This is a genomic window from Acidobacteriota bacterium (assembly GCA_016716905.1).
Lineage (GTDB): Bacteria > Acidobacteriota > Vicinamibacteria > Vicinamibacterales > SCN-69-37 > SYFT01.
In genome coordinates, this window is sequence record JADJUS010000004.1 from 203979 (window position 1) to 220925 (window position 16947).

Genomic DNA, 16947 nt, shown 5'->3' on the forward strand with positions numbered 1-16947 from the left:
CTCCGTCGTCGCGGCGCGGCCGGCCGGACGCCGTATGCTTGGCGCCGGCCTACCGCCAAAGGACTACAAAGATCTTCTGGGTCGCTTCACGCCACCATCACACGCGCCAGGCGTCGTGACTTGGGCCGCGCCTTTACGACAATCTCGACGTCGCTGCCCAGGAGCACGAGGAACCGCACCAGCCGATCGAGCGAGAACCCGGCCAGTCGGCCTCGCGTCAGCGCCGAGATCTTCGGTTGATCCACACGAAGCAGGACCGCGGCCTCCGCCTGTGTGAGTTGTCGCAGCTCGATGATCTCGGCGATCTTGTTGGCCAGTACCGCTTTCGCAAGCGCTTCCTCCGGCTTGGCATGACCCAGATCCGCGAACACATTGCCGCTTCCGACTACATATCCTTTGTCGGCCATTATCTTGTCTCCCGCTTCCGATGGAGGTCCTGCGCGAGCTTCAGTCGAGCCTTCATGAGATCCAGTTCCCGCCTCGGAGTTGCAATACCTTTCGCCGACTTCTTTTGAAACGCGTGCAGTACGTACACTGTGCCGGCCAACCTTACCGTGTAGACCGCCCTGAATGTGTCGCCGCGATGATCGGCCACGACCTCGACCACGCCCGACCCGAATCCCTTCAACGGCTTGGCATCGATGTGCACTCGGCCAATCTGCGCGAGGTACAACGCGTAGCCCACTTCGTCCTGCGCCGCTGCTGGAAACTCGCGCAGGGCACCCAACGAATCACCCATCCAGATCACCGGCTTGGGTGGGCTCGCCATTGGTCCCCATTGTATGCCAGATACGGCATGATTCCTGTGGGGGCATTACGGGGGTCCAGGCGGTGATTTGAGTGATTTGGGAGGTTCTGGAGGTTTGAGCGAATCCGCGTATTTCCACTAAGTATTGCAATTGAAAGACTTGCGGCAATTGCCGCGATGCTCCGAATCCCGGGCCAACGAGCGCACCGCGAAGGTTGCCCGCCGTAGCTGCTCGCGCAGCGAGCGCCCAGCGAAGGTGGGCAGTCACATCTGCAGCGTGCAAGGGGCCGCGCCTCAGCCTCCCATCCGATCCCGCGCCTTGCCTTTCGCCCGCGTGAGAGCCGACGTTGCGGGTTTGGGCGTGGTCGGGCGCGTTGGCTCGGCGACGGTGCCCGCGGGTTCTCCGACCGTCGACGTCGTTGATGATCTGGCAGTGTCACTCACGCCGGCCCGCCGCCGCGACGGCCATCGCAACGTCGGCAGTGAGACGGTTCGCAGCCACGCCTGGGCGGCGGTAAACCAGTGCAACCGTCGTCCTCCGATCTCGGTTAAGTGCAGAACGAGCAGCAGCAGCGCGAGCGGCAACACGAGTTCGCGGATCTGCCGGTGGCGCAGCTGGCCAGCGAACGCGTCGTCCCACGCCGTGCGTTCGATGCCTCCAGTGACGCGCGCCGTTTGAAGGAGCGCCTTCCGGCCTCCTTCCGGATCGACACGTGGCTCGAACTCCGGCGAATACGGCAACGTGATCGGTGCAAGCGGCAGGACGTCGCCGGTGCCCAGGCGGACCGCGCCTAGATAGATGCCCGGCTTGTGGATGGGAAACCGTGCCTCGAGCGTGTCCGCTCCCACCCACGCGAGCTCCAGACGCTGCGACGGATCGGCCGGCGACGGCGACACGATGGTGGCCGCCGCCGTGCGCACTTCGTCAGCGGGCCCGCGCGCGCGCGCTGGATCCAGCTCGACCCGCACGATCCCCTGCCCGCCCTGACGGTCAAGTGTGGCCTGGGCGGAAACCGGCGGCTCGCCGCCGAGCAGCCAACGCGCCAAACCGGCGGAGAATGCCGGGAACCCGCTCCAGGCGTTCAGGCGGCGCGAGTACTCGCCGTCGACTTCGGCGGTCAACGACGCGACCCGGCCGAGGCCGCGATGCCAGAACGCGAGGATCGGCGCCTTGTAGTCGTCCATCGTCACCGCGCCCATGGTGGCGCCGGGCCGCAGGTAGGTGAGGTTGAAGCCATCGACGCTGGGAAACGGAGACGCCGGGAGGTCGCCGAGCAGCACCATGTCCGACAGCGATCGGGCCGGCGTGGCTTCCGTGATGAAGCTCGATCGCGCTACGGTGATGGCCTCCTGTGCGAACAGACGCGGCAGGTCGTCAGCCGATGCGGTGAACTGGATGCGCCCTTTCCCCCTCAGCGCGATGTCCTTGAGGAAGGCCGCGTCCACGTCCGTCTCGCTGCCCAGACCGATGACGCTCACAGTGATACCGAGCGGTGTGATCGTGTCGAGCAGGCGCACGTAGTCGCCCGGCTCCTCGGCGTCCGCCGCGTCGGCGAACAGCACGATGTGCCGCGTACCCTTCTTCGATTCCTGCACCATCGTGGCCGCGGTGACGAGCGCGGTGTAGGTGAAGATGCCCCCGCCCATGGACTGAATGCCGCGGACCTGTTCGCAGATGCGATCCTTCTCGCTCGCGGATGTCAGTGGCTGGATGACGTGCGCCGCGCTGTCGACCGCGATCACGCCCACCTCGTCGAACGGCCCGAGCGTCTCAATTGCGGCGCAGGTGCCCTGATTTGCCAGGTCCATTTTCGTCCGCCCGTCGCCCTCGGCCACGGCCATACTGCCCGAACGGTCCAGCACCACCGCCATCGCGAGTGAGAGATTGCGATGTTCGTTCTGGATCTCCATCGACACCGGCAGGTACGGATCGAGCGCCGATTTGAAGTAGCCGCCCACGCCGAACGACGCAGGGCCGCCCGTCAACAGCAGGCCGCCGCCCAGATCCGCGACGTAGTGGCCGAGCCCCTCGAGCACCTGCGGGCCGAGCTCTCCTGCGGGCACGCCTTCCAGAATCACGGCGCGATAGGCCAGCAGGCCGGCCAGATCCCGCGGCATGGCGGCCGGCGTTGTGGTCGTCACGCGCAGCCTGGCCGCCGACAACGCGCGGCTGAAATTGTCCGGCCCACCGCTGGCGTTGACGAGCAGCGTAGCCGCCGGCGCCTGCACGCGCAGCGCCCCTTCCCCAATGTTGTTCTCCGGTACGCGGTCGGCCGCCGCGGCAAGCTCCAGGCGATAGTGCGCCACACCAGGCCGATCAATGACGTCCCGGAACGTCAGTTGGGTCACGCCGGGCGGAAAAGTCCGTTTCGTCCTCGCCAGCTCCTGCCCGTCGCGAGTCAGCACGGCCTCGGTCTCGATGGTCCGATCGGTACGAACGGACGCGGTGAACTGAAACGGTTCACGCTCGTCCACCACGCCGGGCGGATTGACCGATTCGACGGCGATGTCGGCCAGATCGCCGCGAGTGAATAGTCGAAAGTCGATAGGCAAACCGCGCGACGCGGCGTCGTAGGCCGCCGCCTCCACCGCCGTGCCGTTCGACTCGCCGTCGGACAGCACGATCAGCCGGCCCGGCCGTCCGCGTGGAATGAGGCCGGCGGCCAGGGCGATCGCACCGCCCAAGTCGCTTCCGTCCCGATCGACTTCCTGCACAAACTCTGCGGTCTCGCCAAACTCCGCCGGCAGCCGCTCGATGCGTGGCTCCCGCCCGAATGTGACGATGCCGACGCGGTCACCGGTGGCGCGCCGCGCTTCGAGCAGCTTGACGATCTCGAGCGCCCTGACGCCGCTCTCGGCGGGCATCGAACGCGACCGATCGATCACGACGATCACGTCCACACCCTTGCCGCCGATCGGCGCCAGCGGCACGGCGGCGAGGATCGCGATCCCGGAGAGGACCGTGACGCGCACGATGCCGCCAATTCCCGGCGATCGCCCGCGCCACCAGTACACAACCAGCAGCGGCACGATCAGGAGCAGGAGCCCGGGGAACAGGAACTCCACGTCAGGCCTCTAAACCAAGTCGGCCGGGGCGCGCTCCTCGGCCGGGGGCGAACAAGCACCAGTTGACCAGCAGAGCCGTGGCGCCGATCACGAGGAGCACCCAGAACAATGGGTCCGACGCCGCGCCGCTTTCGGCGCGCAGGCCGGGAGCCGATGCGAGCTCCCCGGTGTCAGCGGTGGCCAAATCGCCCAGACGCGTTTCTTCTTCGTCGAGGAAGTTCACGCCGATCTCGAACAGCACACGCTCGCCTTCGAGAATCTCCAGCAGTCCTCCCGGCGATGGCGCGATGAACTCGATCTGCCGACTCGCAGGCAGCGCGCGCACCACCGCGCCGCTCCGGAACGAGAGCGGGCCGGTTGGCTCGCGGTCCAGGCGCGCACGCACCCACTCGCCGGTCCTGTAGTTCCACCGTTCAGGACCCGGCAGGGCCTGCCTCCGCATCTCGACGATGTTTGAAATGAGGATCGGCCAGTCGGGCGATCGAATCAGGTTTGTCCGATCCAGATCCAGATTCACGAGGATCGTCGTCGGCGTCCGGCCGTCGGGCGCGAACGGCATACCCACGAGCGATCGATCTCCGGTGGAGACGAGGGGCCGGATGAGTTCCGCCGAGAGCGGCCAGGCACCTGTCCACACAACTCCGTCGAAGGTTGCACCGAGTAGCAGCGGATGACGTTTCTCCAGGACGAACGGACCGATGTAGTCCTTTGGTTCGGTACTGGCCAGCCACGCGGCAGGCGCGCGTCCGAAGCCAACGCGCCAGACATCTGCCGCACCGGCCTGATCGATCGCACCCGCATCGCTGAACACCAGGTGACCCTGCTCGGCCGCGGTGACGCCGGAAAGCGCGTCCACCGCCTGGATGAGGGCCGATCTCCCGCGACCGTCAGGCAAACGGTTCTCGATCGCCACCGTTCGTGGCCGCGGCTCGGCCAGCACCACTTCGTCGTCTCGGCGGAGGGAGTCGTCTGACAGGCGCACGCGCACGGCAGGAAGCCCGGCCGGAATTGCGAACGTGAGTGAGGACGCGCCGGATGGAACGTCCAGGTCGCGAACGACCACGTCCTGATCGCGGGCCGAGACAGTCAATTGGCGCCGCACCGGTGCGCTGGCATTACTCACCAGTGAAAGCGACACCGTGCCGCCGGTGCCGTCGGGCGCCCGCGTGCGATCAGCGGCGGTGATGCCGACATTGGTGACCGGTTCGCCCACCGATACCCAAAGTCCGCCCGCGAAGTTCGGGACGCCGCGCGCCGCGGGACCAACGTCGCTGACGATCATGAGCGTGCCGGTCTCTCCCGCCAGCTCCTGGACCAGGCGAAGCGCGGGTGCCAGGGCGTGGTGCGCCCCGTCTGGACTCCAGGCCGCAAGCGCCGTCCGCGCTTCGAAGCCGAGCACGGCCGGGCCAGCCAGGATCGACGGGCGCTCGCCGCTCTGTACGAGCGTGACGCGTGCACCAGAGGAGCGGCGTTCCAGCTCATCGTTGACGCGCCGCACCGCGCGGTCGCGCGCGCTTTCGCCGGCGGTGTTGACGGCCGCCATCGACGCGGAGGTATCCAGCAGCACCACGAGATGGTGATTGATGCCGGCAGGAGAACATCGCGCGCCGGCCAAAACGAGCGCCAGCGCCAGCGCCGCCAGGCATTCCAGTAACAGGCTCGGCGTCACCGGCAGCTTGGCAATCCGGCCGCCGCCCTCCGGGGTCTTCCGCGCGATCTGCCACAGGAACAATCCGGCGACCGGACGAACCGGGAACCGCTGCCGGAACAGATGGATGGCCACGATCGCCGGGATGGCGGCGAGTGCGAGCAGCCCCAGCGGTGACGCAAAGATCATTTCGTCTCCACCACTCCAGCGGCCGCCAGCGCCCGCGCGACTTCGCGCAGCGGCGTCCCGGCGACGATGTAGATGAAGGGCGCGCCCACACGCCGCGCGGCTTTTGACAGGCCCAGCCGCAAGCGGGCGAACCGCGCGTGATAGTCGCGAACGGCCGCCTCGTCGATCACGAGATCGAGTTCGCCTCCACCCTCCACATCAACCAGGCGTCGGCCGCCCTCGGGCACGGGCTCCGCTTCCTCGGCGGCGACGAGTTGGACCACCGCGAGCCACGCGCAGTCGCGCGCCAGCCGTGCGATAAGCGCGTCGGCGTCGTGCGGAAACAGGAAATCGCTCACGACCAGGCGCACCGATCCGCGCCTCAAGGGCAGATGGCCGCCTTCGAGCGCGGACAGGCGGGCGTCACAGGCGAAGACGCGGTCGAGATCTTCGGGCACGTGGAGCGGCCTCGGCTCTGCGCCTGACGCCGTGATGACTCGCGTATCGGCGACTGTTGATGCGCACGCGAGCGCCAGCAACCCCGACAGTTCACCGTGGGCGCGAAATTTCCCGCCCGTCACAGTCATAGACCGGCTGTTGTCGATGAGCAGGTCGACGCGTGGTGCGACCTCGTCTCGGTAGAGGCGCACGGCGAGGACCTCGGTGCGCGCGTACGCAGCCCAGTCCACATGCCGCAGATCATCACCGGGTCCGTAGGGCCGATAGTCTTCGAACTCGAGCGACGCGCCCATTCCGGCCCCGAGCCGTTCGCCGGCGCGACCGCGCAGGGGCACGCGCGGCATGGCCAGCCGCACCTGGGCGGCCGCCCGGATCGAACCCCAATCAATCGGTGAGGTCGCCATCGCCGCGGGTTCCCTCCTGAATCAGCTTCATCCAGGACAGGACCCCGATGAGCCCGATGAATGCCGGCACCACGAGCCAGCCGTTCATCTCGATCACGCTCCAATTGGCGAGGGCCCTGAAAGGATTGATGAGGTGCCGCAGCGAAAACGCGACATTCAACACGTTGTCCTGCCACAGCGCGTAATCGATGATGTCGGGCAGCACCAGCGCCGCGGCCACGGTCAGCAACACCGCAACTCGCCGACGAATCTGCGTGTCGTGGGCGGGCGCAAGCTTCCTAAACAGCAGAATCGGCACGCCCGTGAAGAAGCAGATGTAGCCGCAGGCGGCCGCGACCCAGCGCAGATGCTCCGCCGGCGGCTCAAGCAACGCCAGGGCAGCCCCGAGCGCGCACATCTGCACGAGCACGTAGGCCGCCGCGCGCCCGCCGCCCGGGCCGAACGTCGCAAGCAGCCAGCGCCAGCGCGTTGCGACGTTCATCCGGCGCCAGATGCGGCGCGCCACGGCGAAATCCTCCGTCACCGCAAAATACGCCACGACGGCCAGGTGCACGGTGCCGGCGGACATGAGCGCCCGGCCGGTGCTCAATCTGATGGCCGACGAATCGCCGATGTAAGTCAGGGCCCATCCAACGATCAGCAGAAACTGCGCCAGCAGACCCTGGCGCAGCGGCGTCACGGCGTCCCCTGTCGGCGACGACAACCGGTTCTCGGCGAGCAGCACGAGATTCACGAGGCTGGCAAGCCAGAACGTGAACATGATCGCGACCATCCGCCAGGGCACCCCGACCGGGATCAAGGCGGCGCCCGGGACAAGCCCCCGGCTCATGGCGATGAGCAGACTTCGCACGAAGGGAATGCCGAACAGTGCAACGATCGCGACGGCGCCAAAGACCATCGCCGACACGGCGCGCGATTGCGACGTCGCGGACACCAACAGAAAGAAAGCACTGACCCAGACCGACGCCATGAAGAGGACGACGAGCGACACCAGGATGGTGGCCAGATCGATGCCGCCCAGCAGGAAGCTCATCATGATGAATGGTGCGATCGCCGCGAACAGGATCATCAGCTTCACGGCCTGCGCCAGGAGCTTGCCGATCACGATGCGGCGCGGCGTCAGCGAGGTCAGCGTGATGAGGTCCAGCGTCTGCTCGAGCCGCTCCTGTCGAAGGGTGCTGAACGCGCCCAGCGGCACCACGGCAAGCCCGAGCAGCGCCAGGCCGCCCATCAGCAGCGCGAACGTCCAGCGGCCCGACGTGCTGCTGCCGCTGAGCGCCGACGCGGCGCCGAACGCCGCCACCGTGAGGCCCACCAGCAGGCTCGATCCGAACGAGAGCAGGAATTCGCGCCCGCGTACCAGCTGGCGCGCTTCCTTGACCACGAGCGGACTCAGCCGGTCGCTCATGGCTTCGAGCCAGGGGAGAAGACGGGCCTCCGCGCTCATTGCACGCGGCCCTTCGTGATCTCGATGAACAGATCCTCCAGGCCGGCGCTGTGCGCGCCGATCTCGAGCACGGGGATCCCCGCGGCAACAAGACGGGCGACGAGCTGGACCTGCGCGTCGTCGCCGCCGTCGAATTCGAACTGAAGGCACCGGCCCGCTTCGTGGACGTTCGTGACGCCGGGTTGATCGAGCAGGAACCGCTCGAGCGCGTCAAGGGGTCCGGCCGGTCCGGCGGGTCCCGCGACGCGCACGGACAACAGGCGGCGTTTCCGGACGCTCTCGAGCACGTCCTGCACCGTCCCGTTGGCCAGGATTCGGCCCTTCTCGATGATCGTGATCACATCGCACATCTCGGAGAGCTCAGTCAGGATGTGCGAGCTCAGGAGGATCGTCTTTCCGTCGGAGGCCAGTTCGCGGATCAGGGCGCGAAACTCGATGCGCGCCCGCGGATCGAGGTTCGCCGCCGGTTCATCGAGGATGAGCACCTCGGGATCGTGGATGATGGCGCGGCCGAGCGCGATGCGCTGCTTGAGCCCTTTCGACAGGCTCTCGACGTGGCGGTCGCGCAGATCCCCGATGCCCATGAAGTCGATGATGTGGGCCACCGCCTTCCGGCGATCGTCGCCCCTGAGATCGTGCCCGCGCGCGAAGAAATCCAGGTACTCCTCGACCGTGGTATTCGCGTAGACGCCGGCGTAGTCGGGCATGAAGCCTGTGATCCGCCGCACTTCTTCCGGATCGTCCACCACCGAATAGCTGCCGATGCGCGCATCCCCTCCCTGCGGTGTGTCAAGCGTCGCCAGGATCCGCATCGTCGTTGTCTTGCCCGCGCCGTTGGGACCGATGAACCCGAGCACCTGTCCGCGGTCCACGTTGAACGACACGTTGTCCACGGCGTGCACGCCGCCGAAGTGGCGGACGAGCCCGTCGATCTGCAGCATCGCGCTCATCGCTGTGCCTCCGGCCACCCGAGCACGAGGTGGACGCTGCCGCGTTCGAGCACGCCGGACGCCCCAGGCTCCCAGAAGGGCGATCGATCGAGCAGCGCCAGATAGGAACCCGCCGGTTGATGCTCGAGGAGGGGCAGGAACTTCACCGGCAGCGGCAATTGTGCGGAAGGCCCATCGGCGGCGGCAATCCGCGTCATGGTCTGCTGGCCGCCTGACGGCAGCGGACCAGTCAACACGTACAGCGTGTCGCCGTCGCGATAACGCAGCGCGACCAGCGACGTGTCGAGTCCGTTCGTCACCGTCAGCCCTGCGGCGGTCCGGCTGAAGGTCAAGCGCTCGCGCGCCGGCCGAAAGACGGCTTGCTCGAAGTTCGTCGGGGCGCGGGTCTCGAGCAGGCCCTGCGTGAACGCCTGCGTGTCCGTCAGGTCGAGGGTCATCCGCCCGCGGGAGCCGCGGCCATCGGCACCAATCGGAAACACCGCGACGTCTCGTGAAAAACGGAGGCCGCCCGAGGGCGCCAGGCCCGGGGCATAGTAGGACACCGTGGCGCGCGTCGCGGACTGCTTCCTCACCTGGTCGAGCAGCGTGAAGGTCACCGCGCGGCCCTGCACGTGTATCCCCTCGTCGGCCAGCGCGAAGCCTGCGAGCAGGATGATCGACACCAGCGAAATCAGCGGCGTCGTGAGTACGAGCAACACGAGCTGGCCCTTGCGCCGCAGGAACCAGTAGCTGGCCGGACCGATCACCACGCTGAACACCAGGAGCATCACCAGGAACGCGCGCACCGGCACGCCATCGACACCGGGAATGCTCAGCCGGAAGCCGCGACCCTCGATGGCGCCCCAATCGGGGGCGGTGTTCGCCGGCAGCGCCCAGAGCGGGTCGCGATGCGTCTCGGTGTCTGTGAGCACACCGGCGAGGCCGACGGTGGCCAGGGACGTGGACGTCAGCACGTGAATACGGCCGAAGAAATGGCGTGCGACGATTCGATCGGAATCGGCCGCGGGATCGCCGGCCACGTCGGGCAGCAGCACGTTGAGGGCGCCGTCCACGAAGATCAGGTCGCCCCCTAACGCGGTCCATGTCAGCAGCGCGTTCTTCTGTCCATCGTTCAACTGCTGCCACTCGTCGCGCCCGATCGCCACGGCTCGCACGGACGTGTATGCGAGCCAGTTGGCGGGCAGTCGCGCAGGCTCCAGTAGCGCGTCCAGCGTGGGCATACGCAGGGGCGGGGTGGGTGCGGGGATCGTGCCACCCCGAGCAACCACAAACGGCGAACCCCCGCGCGTCATCGGCCTCGCAAGCGTGGCGGCGATGGCGCCGAACGGGGAGGCCGCATCGGCCACGAGCAGGACTGAAGCGCCGGCGAGCGCCACTCCACTCTGCACACCGGCGAAGGAGAACCGCTCGAGCCTGCGGGTGCCTTCGAGGATCTCGATCACGAAGTTCTCGTTGTCGGCGAACACCGGCACCGGCATCGTCAGCCGGACGCGAGCGCCGGCCTCGAGCCGCACGACCTGGCGAACGGTCGACTGTGCCTGGCCCATCGGGGACGTTCGGAAGAGTCGTGACCCTTGCAGGACGATGTCAATGACCCGGGCATCGCCGAGGTTGGTGATGTCGATTCGGAGCGGCAGGTAGCCTGGCGCCGCCCGCGTGACCCAGTCCGCATCGATGACCACGCGGAGCGACTCGACGTCGGCAGTCCGGTACTGTCGCGCTTCATTAACAACGGGCACCGTGGCTGCGCAGAGGACCAACGCAAGGCCACACCACCACCGCATGGTCGTGGAGTGGGTTCGCATGGACTACTTCGCCTGGAGCGTGCTCGGGAGGCCTCGTTCGACCTCCGGCACGGCCTCGAGCAGCGCTGTTACCACACGACGACCGTTCCACCCTTCGAGCCGGGCGGCGTAGTCGAGCACCAGCCGATGGGCCATCGCCGGGGCGGCCACGCGGCGAACTTCGTCGAAGCCCACGTTCGGCTTCCCATTGAGCAGGGCGAGGCTGCGGGCGGCGGCGCCGATCGCGATCGCGGCGCGAGGGGAGCTGCCGTACTTCACGAAGGTCCGCACCGGATCGGGCGCGTCGGCGGAGGTCGGGTGCGACGCGGCGACCACCCGCGCGATGTAGTTGGCGACGGCCCGCGGCAGGTGCACGTTGTCCACCAGCGAAAACAAGTCGCTCAGATCTGCGGCCGTCAGGACCGGCGCCAACGGTGGTGGTTCTCCGTGGACGCGAGTGAGGAGGATCTCCTCCAGCACCGCGCGTTCGACGCCGGCGATCTCGACCTTGAACATGAAGCGGTCGAGCTGCGCTTCGGGCAGCGGGTACGTGCCTTCGAGCTCGATCGGATTCTGCGTGGCCAGCACGAAGAAGGGTGACGGCAGCGGCCGCGTTTCACCAAACGTCGTCACCCTCCGCTCCTGCATCGCCTCGAGCAGCGCCGATTGTGTTTTGGGAGAAGCGCGATTAATCTCGTCGGCCAGGAGAAGGTTCGTGAAGATCGGTCCAGGATGAAAGACGAACTGCCGTTGACCCTCCCGCTCCTGCAGGATGTGGCTGCCGATGATGTCGGTCGGCAGCAGGTCCGGCGTGAACTGGATGCGACGGACCTCGAGCGAGAGCAGCCGCGACAGCGCTTTGACGAGCTCGGTCTTTCCCAGGCCTGGCAGGCCTTCGAGCAGCACATGTCCGCCCGCGAGCAGCGCCGTGACGACCTCGTCGATGACCTGATCCTTGCCGAGGATCACGCGGCGCAGCTCGGCGACGACCCGCGCGATCTTCCGCTGGCCGTCGGCAACAGGATCGGGAGAAAGGAGTGTGGGTGTCTCGTTCATTTTTTCACGGCGGCAGCGTCGAAATATTTCTTCACGGCACTTTGATGTCGAGGCGCGAGCGAACGGCGCCACGCGCCCTGGCCATATCCTGCCGAGTACTGTCGGGCAATCGACGATCCGCCCTGGACTGGTGCTTCTTGCGGCGCACCGGGAAGCGAGACGACTGGTGCCCAGTCGTCTCGCGTCCGCGCTGCACCCGGCGGCAACGGCTTTGACTTGAATCGGTCGAAGGAGGCCGTCTCCTTGCCCATCGTAAGGTCCGCATCCGCGCGTCCTCTATTGACGCCGCCGCGTCCGGGAAGGCCGTCGCCGTCTGCGCCGTCCGAGCCCAGTGGAAACTCCGCCGGATCGAATCGGCCGAACTCCTGGCCGAGTGCTGCGACCTGGCCGAAGCGCTGGTTCGCGTCGCCGAGGTATTTGGCCAGTGAGGCGCTCAGCTGTCGCAGGGCCGCGGCATCGGTGGGCAGCTTGCCGCCCTTGAGCAACCCGAGCAGTTCCGCCGGCGCGCCGGCGAGCAGCCCGTTCGCCGCAAGTTTCTCGAGCGCGCTCATTAATTCGGCGGACTGGGCCTCGGCGCTCGAGTCGCCGGTGCCGTCGGCCGATCCCGCCGCCGCGAAACGCGCCAGGCTTTCCTGCGCCCAGTTCACGGCCGCCTGCTTTTCGGACAGGCTGGCGACCATGCGTTCGCGCAGGGCATCGGACGCCTCCCACGCCGCCGCATCCACGCGGTCTTCGGCGCCGCGGCGGACACGTTCGATCTCTTCTTCGAGGCGCTGTTCTTCCTCGGGCGTAATCAACGCCTGCTGTTTCAATTCGACGACCGCAGCCGTCAGGTCCGCAGCGATCTGCTGGGCCAGGGCGGCGGTCGTCGCCGCAGGATCGGCGCGCTGCGGAAGCACCAGCGCCACGGCCAAGAACGCCGCCGCCGACATCAGCGCGGCCAGTGTCCTCCGCAGCTCGAATCGAGGAAGGACAAACGCCGCGGCGCGTTCCGCCAGCGGCGACTGCTGCCAGCCATCATCGTTGTTCGTCTCGAACAAGGTCAGCAGCATGCCGTGGCCACCGCCGAGCGAGTCGGCCAGCGCGACTATTTCAGCAGGTCGGTAGGCCCGTCGCCAGCAGACGATCAGGGCCGGGATGGCGGCAATGAGGGGAGCGAGCCAGAGCCAGGGGAGAAACGACGCGGCGCGGACCACGAACATCCGGCACACCACCGTGATGGTGCCGGCGACGAGCAAGCTGGCGATCGCCCATCGCGGCCAGATCTCCAGAAAGAGTCCAATGCGCAGGCGACGCCGCAGTCGGCCCAGATCGGGTCCCAGATCGGATCTTAGATACGCAGGCATGTTGTCGTCATAGAGACGCGGTATCTGGGTGTTGGTCGGGTCGGGCCCGATTATCTCAGAAGATCCCGGATGGTGGCAGATCGGGCGTGCCCTATTTTGGGCGACGACGCAACGCGTCTTGCATGGCCTTGTTGCCCGTTGCCTCGCGGTTGGCGTTTTAGGGTTCCTTGCGCGGATCGACGCCGGCGTCGATCAACAGGTTGACCACGTCGACCCGCCCTGCATTAATCGCCCGGCGCATGGCCGTCTGCCCGGACTTGTCGACGATGTTCAGTGGCACACCGGCGGCGATGAACACACGGATGGTCGCGATTGGGCACGTGGGCGCCCCTTCGACGAGCGCGGTCCTTCCGATTTCGTCCACGCCCGTCGGATCCGCCTTGGCGGCGATCAGCTGGTCGGCCAGCGACTGCGCCAGTTCCGGTTTCCCGCCGTGGCATTGCTCCGCGAGTTCGATCAGTGGCGTCGACTTCGTGTCGCTGAGTGCACGGACGTCCGCGCCAGCTTGCAGCGCCAGCGCCAGGCGTTGCGGCTGCTGGCGGCGAATGGCATCCCAGAAATGATCTTGAACGGTGGTGTCAGCGCCCGGGCGGGACAGGAGCCTGGCCGCTTCGGCTTTGCCGCGAGCGGGGTAAGGCCCCACAGACTCCCAGTCGATGGTGCCGGCCGATCGACTCGGTGGCGCTGCCGATGACGGTGCGGCCGCAGGCGGCTTGGCGGGGCCGCCGAGCAGGGTATCAAGGTTCGGCAAATATTTGAATTCCTTGACGAGTGACGCGCGCCATCGTTCCACGTCGAACCCAGCTCCACGGACCAGCCGAGTGGCCTCGTCGCGTGTTTCATCGGCGGCCAGCGCGTGGTGCATCAACGTGTAGCCCCGACCATCGACTGACGACAGATTGGGACGCTTCGCCAGCATCGCGCTGAGCACAGCGGGGCAATTCACCGATGCCATCAGCGGTGTTTCCTTGTTGCCGTCTGGCGCTTTCAGCGTCGGATCCGCGCCGGCCGCGATCAGCACCGCCGTGGTCGCTGCCGCCATCGAGTTGCCGACGCACGATCGAGTCACGAGCGTCAGGGGCGAGAGCTCGTCTCCTCCAGGGCCATTCACGGGGAGGCCCAACGCCACATACGCTCGCATGACGTCGGCGCTGGCGGGATCGTCTCCCATCAGGAACGTCAGCATCGATCCTGCGTTGGCGGTGATGCCCTTGGACTTGAGCCACGCCCGTGCCTCATTGGCCGAGCGAAACTGCTGGCCTGATGCCGCTTGTGCGACACACGTCTCAACACCAGCCAGGACTGCGAGCAGGGCCGACAGCACGATCACAAGTGGTTTGGGCATGGGCCGAGTCTAGCGCACTGGCGTCTTGTATAGGATCGCCCTGGTATGTCACCTCGCGCCCTCTTGGAACGAATCCATTCCTGATGACTCTCCGGCTGATCCTCGTCGTCACATTACTCGCCGTGGTGCCGGTGGCCGGCGCGGTTCAGCGGCCGCACCCTCCGATCCAGGTATTCCTCGATGCCGGTGGAGCCAACGCGGCGGTGGCCGAGAAGGCGCTGGCCACGCTCGGGGCAGCGTGGCGCGATGGCTACGCGTCCATGCTCATCGACATGGCTCGCCTCCTGACGCCGCGGCGCGTCAATGACGAGTTGGTCCCCAACCCGGCGCGCGTGCGGCTCACGCGTTTCCTCGAGCGGCAGACCCGCCAGCGTTTCGGAGACGATGTGGGGAGGTGGCGGGAGTGGACATGGAAATTGCCGTACGACCCCCACCCCGACTACGCTGCTTTCAAAGGCGCGGTCTACTCCGTGCTCGACCCGAAGATGGCGGAGTTCTTCCGCGCCTCCAAGGCCACGATCCGGCTGGACGAAGTGGACTGGGGTGGTGTGGCCGTCAACGGCATCCCGCCGCTGGACCACCCGCGCGTCGTCTCCGCATCGACGGCCGCCTACCTGCGTGACTCACACGTAGTCTTCGGCGTGGTGGTCAACGGCCAGGCCCGTGCCTACCCGAAACGCATCCTGGCCTGGCATGAAATGGCGCTCGACCGCCTGGGCAACGAAGAACTCACACTCGTGTACTGCACCTTGTGCGGAACCGTCATTCCCTACAAGAGCGTCGTCGGCGGTGTGAAGCGCACGTTCGGCACAAGCGGTCTGCTGTATCGATCGAACAAGCTGATGTTCGATCACGAAACGATGTCGCTCTGGTCCACGCTTGAAGGCCGGCCCGTGGTGGGGCGCCTTGCCGGTGAGCCCCTCACCCTCGACATGTGGCCGGTGGTGACCACGACGTGGGCCGAGTGGAAGGCGCAGCACCCCGCCACAACGGTGTTGTCGATTGAGACGGGCCACGATCGCGACTACAGCGAAGGCGCCGCCTATCGCGAGTATTTCGAGAGCGACCGATTGATGTTCAGAGTGCCGAAGCTCGATACCCGGTTGCCTAACAAGGCCGAAGTGCTCGGCGTGCTGGTACCCGCGGTGGGAGGCGGCCGTCAGGCCGTCGCGTTTTCGGCCGACTACCTCGCCAGGCAACGCGTCCACCATCAAACGGTCGAGGGGCGCACGTTCGTGGTGCTCACCACACGTCAGGGAGCGAACCGCGTCTACGAGGCCGGGTCTACGCGCGTGGACGCCTGGGCCAACGACGAGTTGGTCCGCGATGCGGCAGGCCTCCAGTGGAAGGTGACCGAAGACGCGTTGGTGCCATCGGGAGGCGCGGCCCAACCCCTGCGCCGCGTTGCCGCCTTCCGCGCGTTCTGGTTCGGGTGGTACGCCCAGTTTCCCGATACGATTTTGGTCAAGTAACCACCATGAGCCAGGCACTTTCACGACACGCCGCCGACAGCCATGATCTGATTCGCGTCCAGGGTGCGCGCGTCAACAACTTGAAGGATGTCAGCGTCGAGATCACCAAACGCCGTCTGACGGTGTTCACCGGCGTCGGCACAGCCACCGACGCAAACGCGATGCTGCGCGTGTTGTTCAGCCGCCTCGGCAAGCCGCACATCGGCTCGTCGAACGCGTATTCGTTCAACATCCCATCCGTGAAGGCCGTCGGTTCGATTACCGTGGACAAGGCCAACGCCAAGGCTGAAAAAGTCACCTACAACGTCACTGGCGGGATGTGCCCGCGTTGCGAAGGGATGGGCTCGGTCACCGATATCGACCTGACGGAAATCTACGACGACAGCAAGTCGCTACACGAGGGCGCACTCAAGGTGCCGGGGATTCGTCTGATGGCTGGCACATCCGCGCGTACGCTCACCGGCAAACACCTGGCAGCCTACGTCGGCTAGAACGTTGGCACGATCTTCTCGTTGGACTTCCGGGTTCAGACGATGACATCGTCGTCCATAGCCGGAAGTCAGGAGGTCGCGTTTGCAGAAACTGCGATCCGGTCAGAGCCGCAAGTTGGCAAAAACGTTAAGGCTCCAGGCCGAGGCACACGTTTTCGGGATGATTCCGGGTCACGGCCCTGCGGCACGACTCCTGCGGTGGAAGAGTGCCGGAGGTAGTTGATGTTGATGTCGATTGAAGAACGGATGGCGGTGGGGGAGGCACGCTCAACCGCACAGGAGGCCGCGATGGTCAGGACCGATCAGACGATCCGCGATGTGGTGGGAGAGTTCCGGACGTCAATGCAGGCACTGGAAGGGCGCATGGACCGGCGCTTTGAGGCCGTGGACCGTCGCTTTGACACCATGGATCGGAAGTTCCATTGGCTTCTGGCCGTGCAGGTCACCACCTTGGTGACGTTGGTTGCTGCCACGTTCAGTCTGATTCGTTGACAGGTCACAGGGATCTCACACACTGCTCACTGCTCCGTGACAACTCGATTTGGCCGTCCGCGTAAGCTCAC

13 protein-coding genes and 1 pseudogene are annotated in these 16947 nt (G+C 66.6%); 3 read left to right on the forward strand and 11 right to left on the reverse strand.

Annotated features, from left to right (window positions below):
* Nucleotides 1–86: 86 nt before the first annotated feature.
* The 11 genes from IPL75_04825 to IPL75_04875 form a co-directional block, all read right to left on the reverse strand.
* On the reverse strand, nucleotides 87–407 hold the full coding sequence (locus tag IPL75_04825; protein ID MBK9239584.1) for an XRE family transcriptional regulator: 321 nt from the start codon (nucleotides 405–407) through the stop codon (nucleotides 87–89).
* On the reverse strand, nucleotides 407–769 hold the full coding sequence (locus tag IPL75_04830) for a type II toxin-antitoxin system RelE/ParE family toxin (GenBank protein ID MBK9239585.1): 363 nt from the start codon (nucleotides 767–769) through the stop codon (nucleotides 407–409). The genes IPL75_04825 and IPL75_04830 overlap by 1 nt, the downstream gene beginning before the upstream one ends.
* Before the next feature lie 273 nt (nucleotides 770–1042).
* Nucleotides 1043–3814: a VWA domain-containing protein gene (locus IPL75_04835; protein ID MBK9239586.1), complete on the reverse strand. Its 2772-nt coding sequence runs from the start codon at nucleotides 3812–3814 to the stop codon at nucleotides 1043–1045.
* A gap of 1 nt (nucleotide 3815) precedes the next feature.
* On the reverse strand, nucleotides 3816–5651 hold the full coding sequence (locus IPL75_04840; protein MBK9239587.1) for a BatA and WFA domain-containing protein: 1836 nt from the start codon (nucleotides 5649–5651) through the stop codon (nucleotides 3816–3818).
* Nucleotides 5648–6493: a DUF58 domain-containing protein gene (locus IPL75_04845; GenBank protein ID MBK9239588.1), complete on the reverse strand. Its 846-nt coding sequence runs from the start codon at nucleotides 6491–6493 to the stop codon at nucleotides 5648–5650. Before IPL75_04845 ends, IPL75_04840 begins: the two co-directional genes overlap by 4 nt.
* Nucleotides 6474–7940: a hypothetical protein gene (locus tag IPL75_04850; GenBank protein MBK9239589.1), complete on the reverse strand. Its 1467-nt coding sequence runs from the start codon at nucleotides 7938–7940 to the stop codon at nucleotides 6474–6476. Before IPL75_04850 ends, IPL75_04845 begins: the two co-directional genes overlap by 20 nt.
* Nucleotides 7937–8890 carry an ABC transporter ATP-binding protein gene (locus IPL75_04855; protein ID MBK9239590.1) on the reverse strand — a complete coding sequence of 318 codons (954 nt, stop codon included), beginning with the start codon at nucleotides 8888–8890 and terminating at the stop codon, nucleotides 7937–7939. Before IPL75_04855 ends, IPL75_04850 begins: the two co-directional genes overlap by 4 nt.
* The gene (locus IPL75_04860; GenBank protein ID MBK9239591.1) at nucleotides 8887–10695 is read right to left on the reverse strand and encodes a hypothetical protein; all 1809 of its coding nucleotides are present in this window, start codon (nucleotides 10693–10695) and stop codon (nucleotides 8887–8889) included. The genes IPL75_04855 and IPL75_04860 overlap by 4 nt, the downstream gene beginning before the upstream one ends.
* A 3-nt stretch (nucleotides 10696–10698) precedes the next feature.
* Entirely contained in the window at nucleotides 10699–11730 is a 1032-nt protein-coding gene (locus IPL75_04865; GenBank protein ID MBK9239592.1) for an AAA family ATPase, read from the reverse strand.
* Nucleotides 11727–13076, reverse strand: coding sequence for a hypothetical protein (locus IPL75_04870; protein MBK9239593.1), 1350 nt, complete (start codon nucleotides 13074–13076; stop codon nucleotides 11727–11729). The genes IPL75_04865 and IPL75_04870 overlap by 4 nt, the downstream gene beginning before the upstream one ends.
* A gap of 157 nt (nucleotides 13077–13233) precedes the next feature.
* Entirely contained in the window at nucleotides 13234–14421 is a 1188-nt protein-coding gene (locus tag IPL75_04875; GenBank protein MBK9239594.1) for a hypothetical protein, read from the reverse strand.
* Nucleotides 14422–14504: 83 nt separating this feature from the next.
* Here IPL75_04875 and IPL75_04880 point away from each other — a divergent pair, with 83 nt between their 5' ends.
* From IPL75_04880 to IPL75_04890, 3 genes and pseudogenes are all read left to right on the forward strand, one after another.
* Entirely contained in the window at nucleotides 14505–15893 is a 1389-nt protein-coding gene (locus IPL75_04880; GenBank protein ID MBK9239595.1) for a DUF3179 domain-containing protein, read from the forward strand.
* A gap of 5 nt (nucleotides 15894–15898) precedes the next feature.
* Nucleotides 15899–16347 (forward strand): annotated as a pseudogene (locus IPL75_04885) (hypothetical protein).
* 259 nt (nucleotides 16348–16606) lie between these two features.
* A complete protein-coding gene (locus IPL75_04890; protein MBK9239596.1) occupies nucleotides 16607–16876 on the forward strand; it encodes a hypothetical protein in 270 nt (89 codons plus the stop codon).
* Nucleotides 16877–16947 lie beyond the last annotated feature (71 nt).

What these genes read in the sequence shown, in the direction of transcription:
- IPL75_04825 (MBK9239584.1), bottom strand. Translation starts at nt 407, where the DNA reads ATGGCCGACAAAGGATATGTAGTCGGAAGCGGCAATGTGTTCGCGGAT.
- IPL75_04830 (MBK9239585.1), bottom strand. Translation starts at nt 769, where the DNA reads ATGGCGAGCCCACCCAAGCCGGTGATCTGGATGGGTGATTCGTTGGGT.
- IPL75_04840 (MBK9239587.1), bottom strand. Translation starts at nt 5,651, where the DNA reads ATGATCTTTGCGTCACCGCTGGGGCTGCTCGCACTCGCCGCCATCCCG.
- IPL75_04845 (MBK9239588.1), bottom strand. Translation starts at nt 6,493, where the DNA reads ATGGCGACCTCACCGATTGATTGGGGTTCGATCCGGGCGGCCGCCCAG.
- IPL75_04850 (MBK9239589.1), bottom strand. Translation starts at nt 7,940, where the DNA reads ATGAGCGCGGAGGCCCGTCTTCTCCCCTGGCTCGAAGCCATGAGCGAC.
- IPL75_04855 (MBK9239590.1), bottom strand. Translation starts at nt 8,890, where the DNA reads ATGAGCGCGATGCTGCAGATCGACGGGCTCGTCCGCCACTTCGGCGGC.
- IPL75_04860 (MBK9239591.1), bottom strand. Translation starts at nt 10,695, where the DNA reads ATGCGAACCCACTCCACGACCATGCGGTGGTGGTGTGGCCTTGCGTTG.
- IPL75_04865 (MBK9239592.1), bottom strand. Translation starts at nt 11,730, where the DNA reads ATGAACGAGACACCCACACTCCTTTCTCCCGATCCTGTTGCCGACGGC.
- IPL75_04870 (MBK9239593.1), bottom strand. Translation starts at nt 13,076, where the DNA reads ATGCCTGCGTATCTAAGATCCGATCTGGGACCCGATCTGGGCCGACTG.
- IPL75_04875 (MBK9239594.1), bottom strand. Translation starts at nt 14,421, where the DNA reads ATGCCCAAACCACTTGTGATCGTGCTGTCGGCCCTGCTCGCAGTCCTG.
- IPL75_04880 (MBK9239595.1), top strand. Translation starts at nt 14,505, where the DNA reads ATGACTCTCCGGCTGATCCTCGTCGTCACATTACTCGCCGTGGTGCCG.
- IPL75_04890 (MBK9239596.1), top strand. Translation starts at nt 16,607, where the DNA reads ATGTTGATGTCGATTGAAGAACGGATGGCGGTGGGGGAGGCACGCTCA.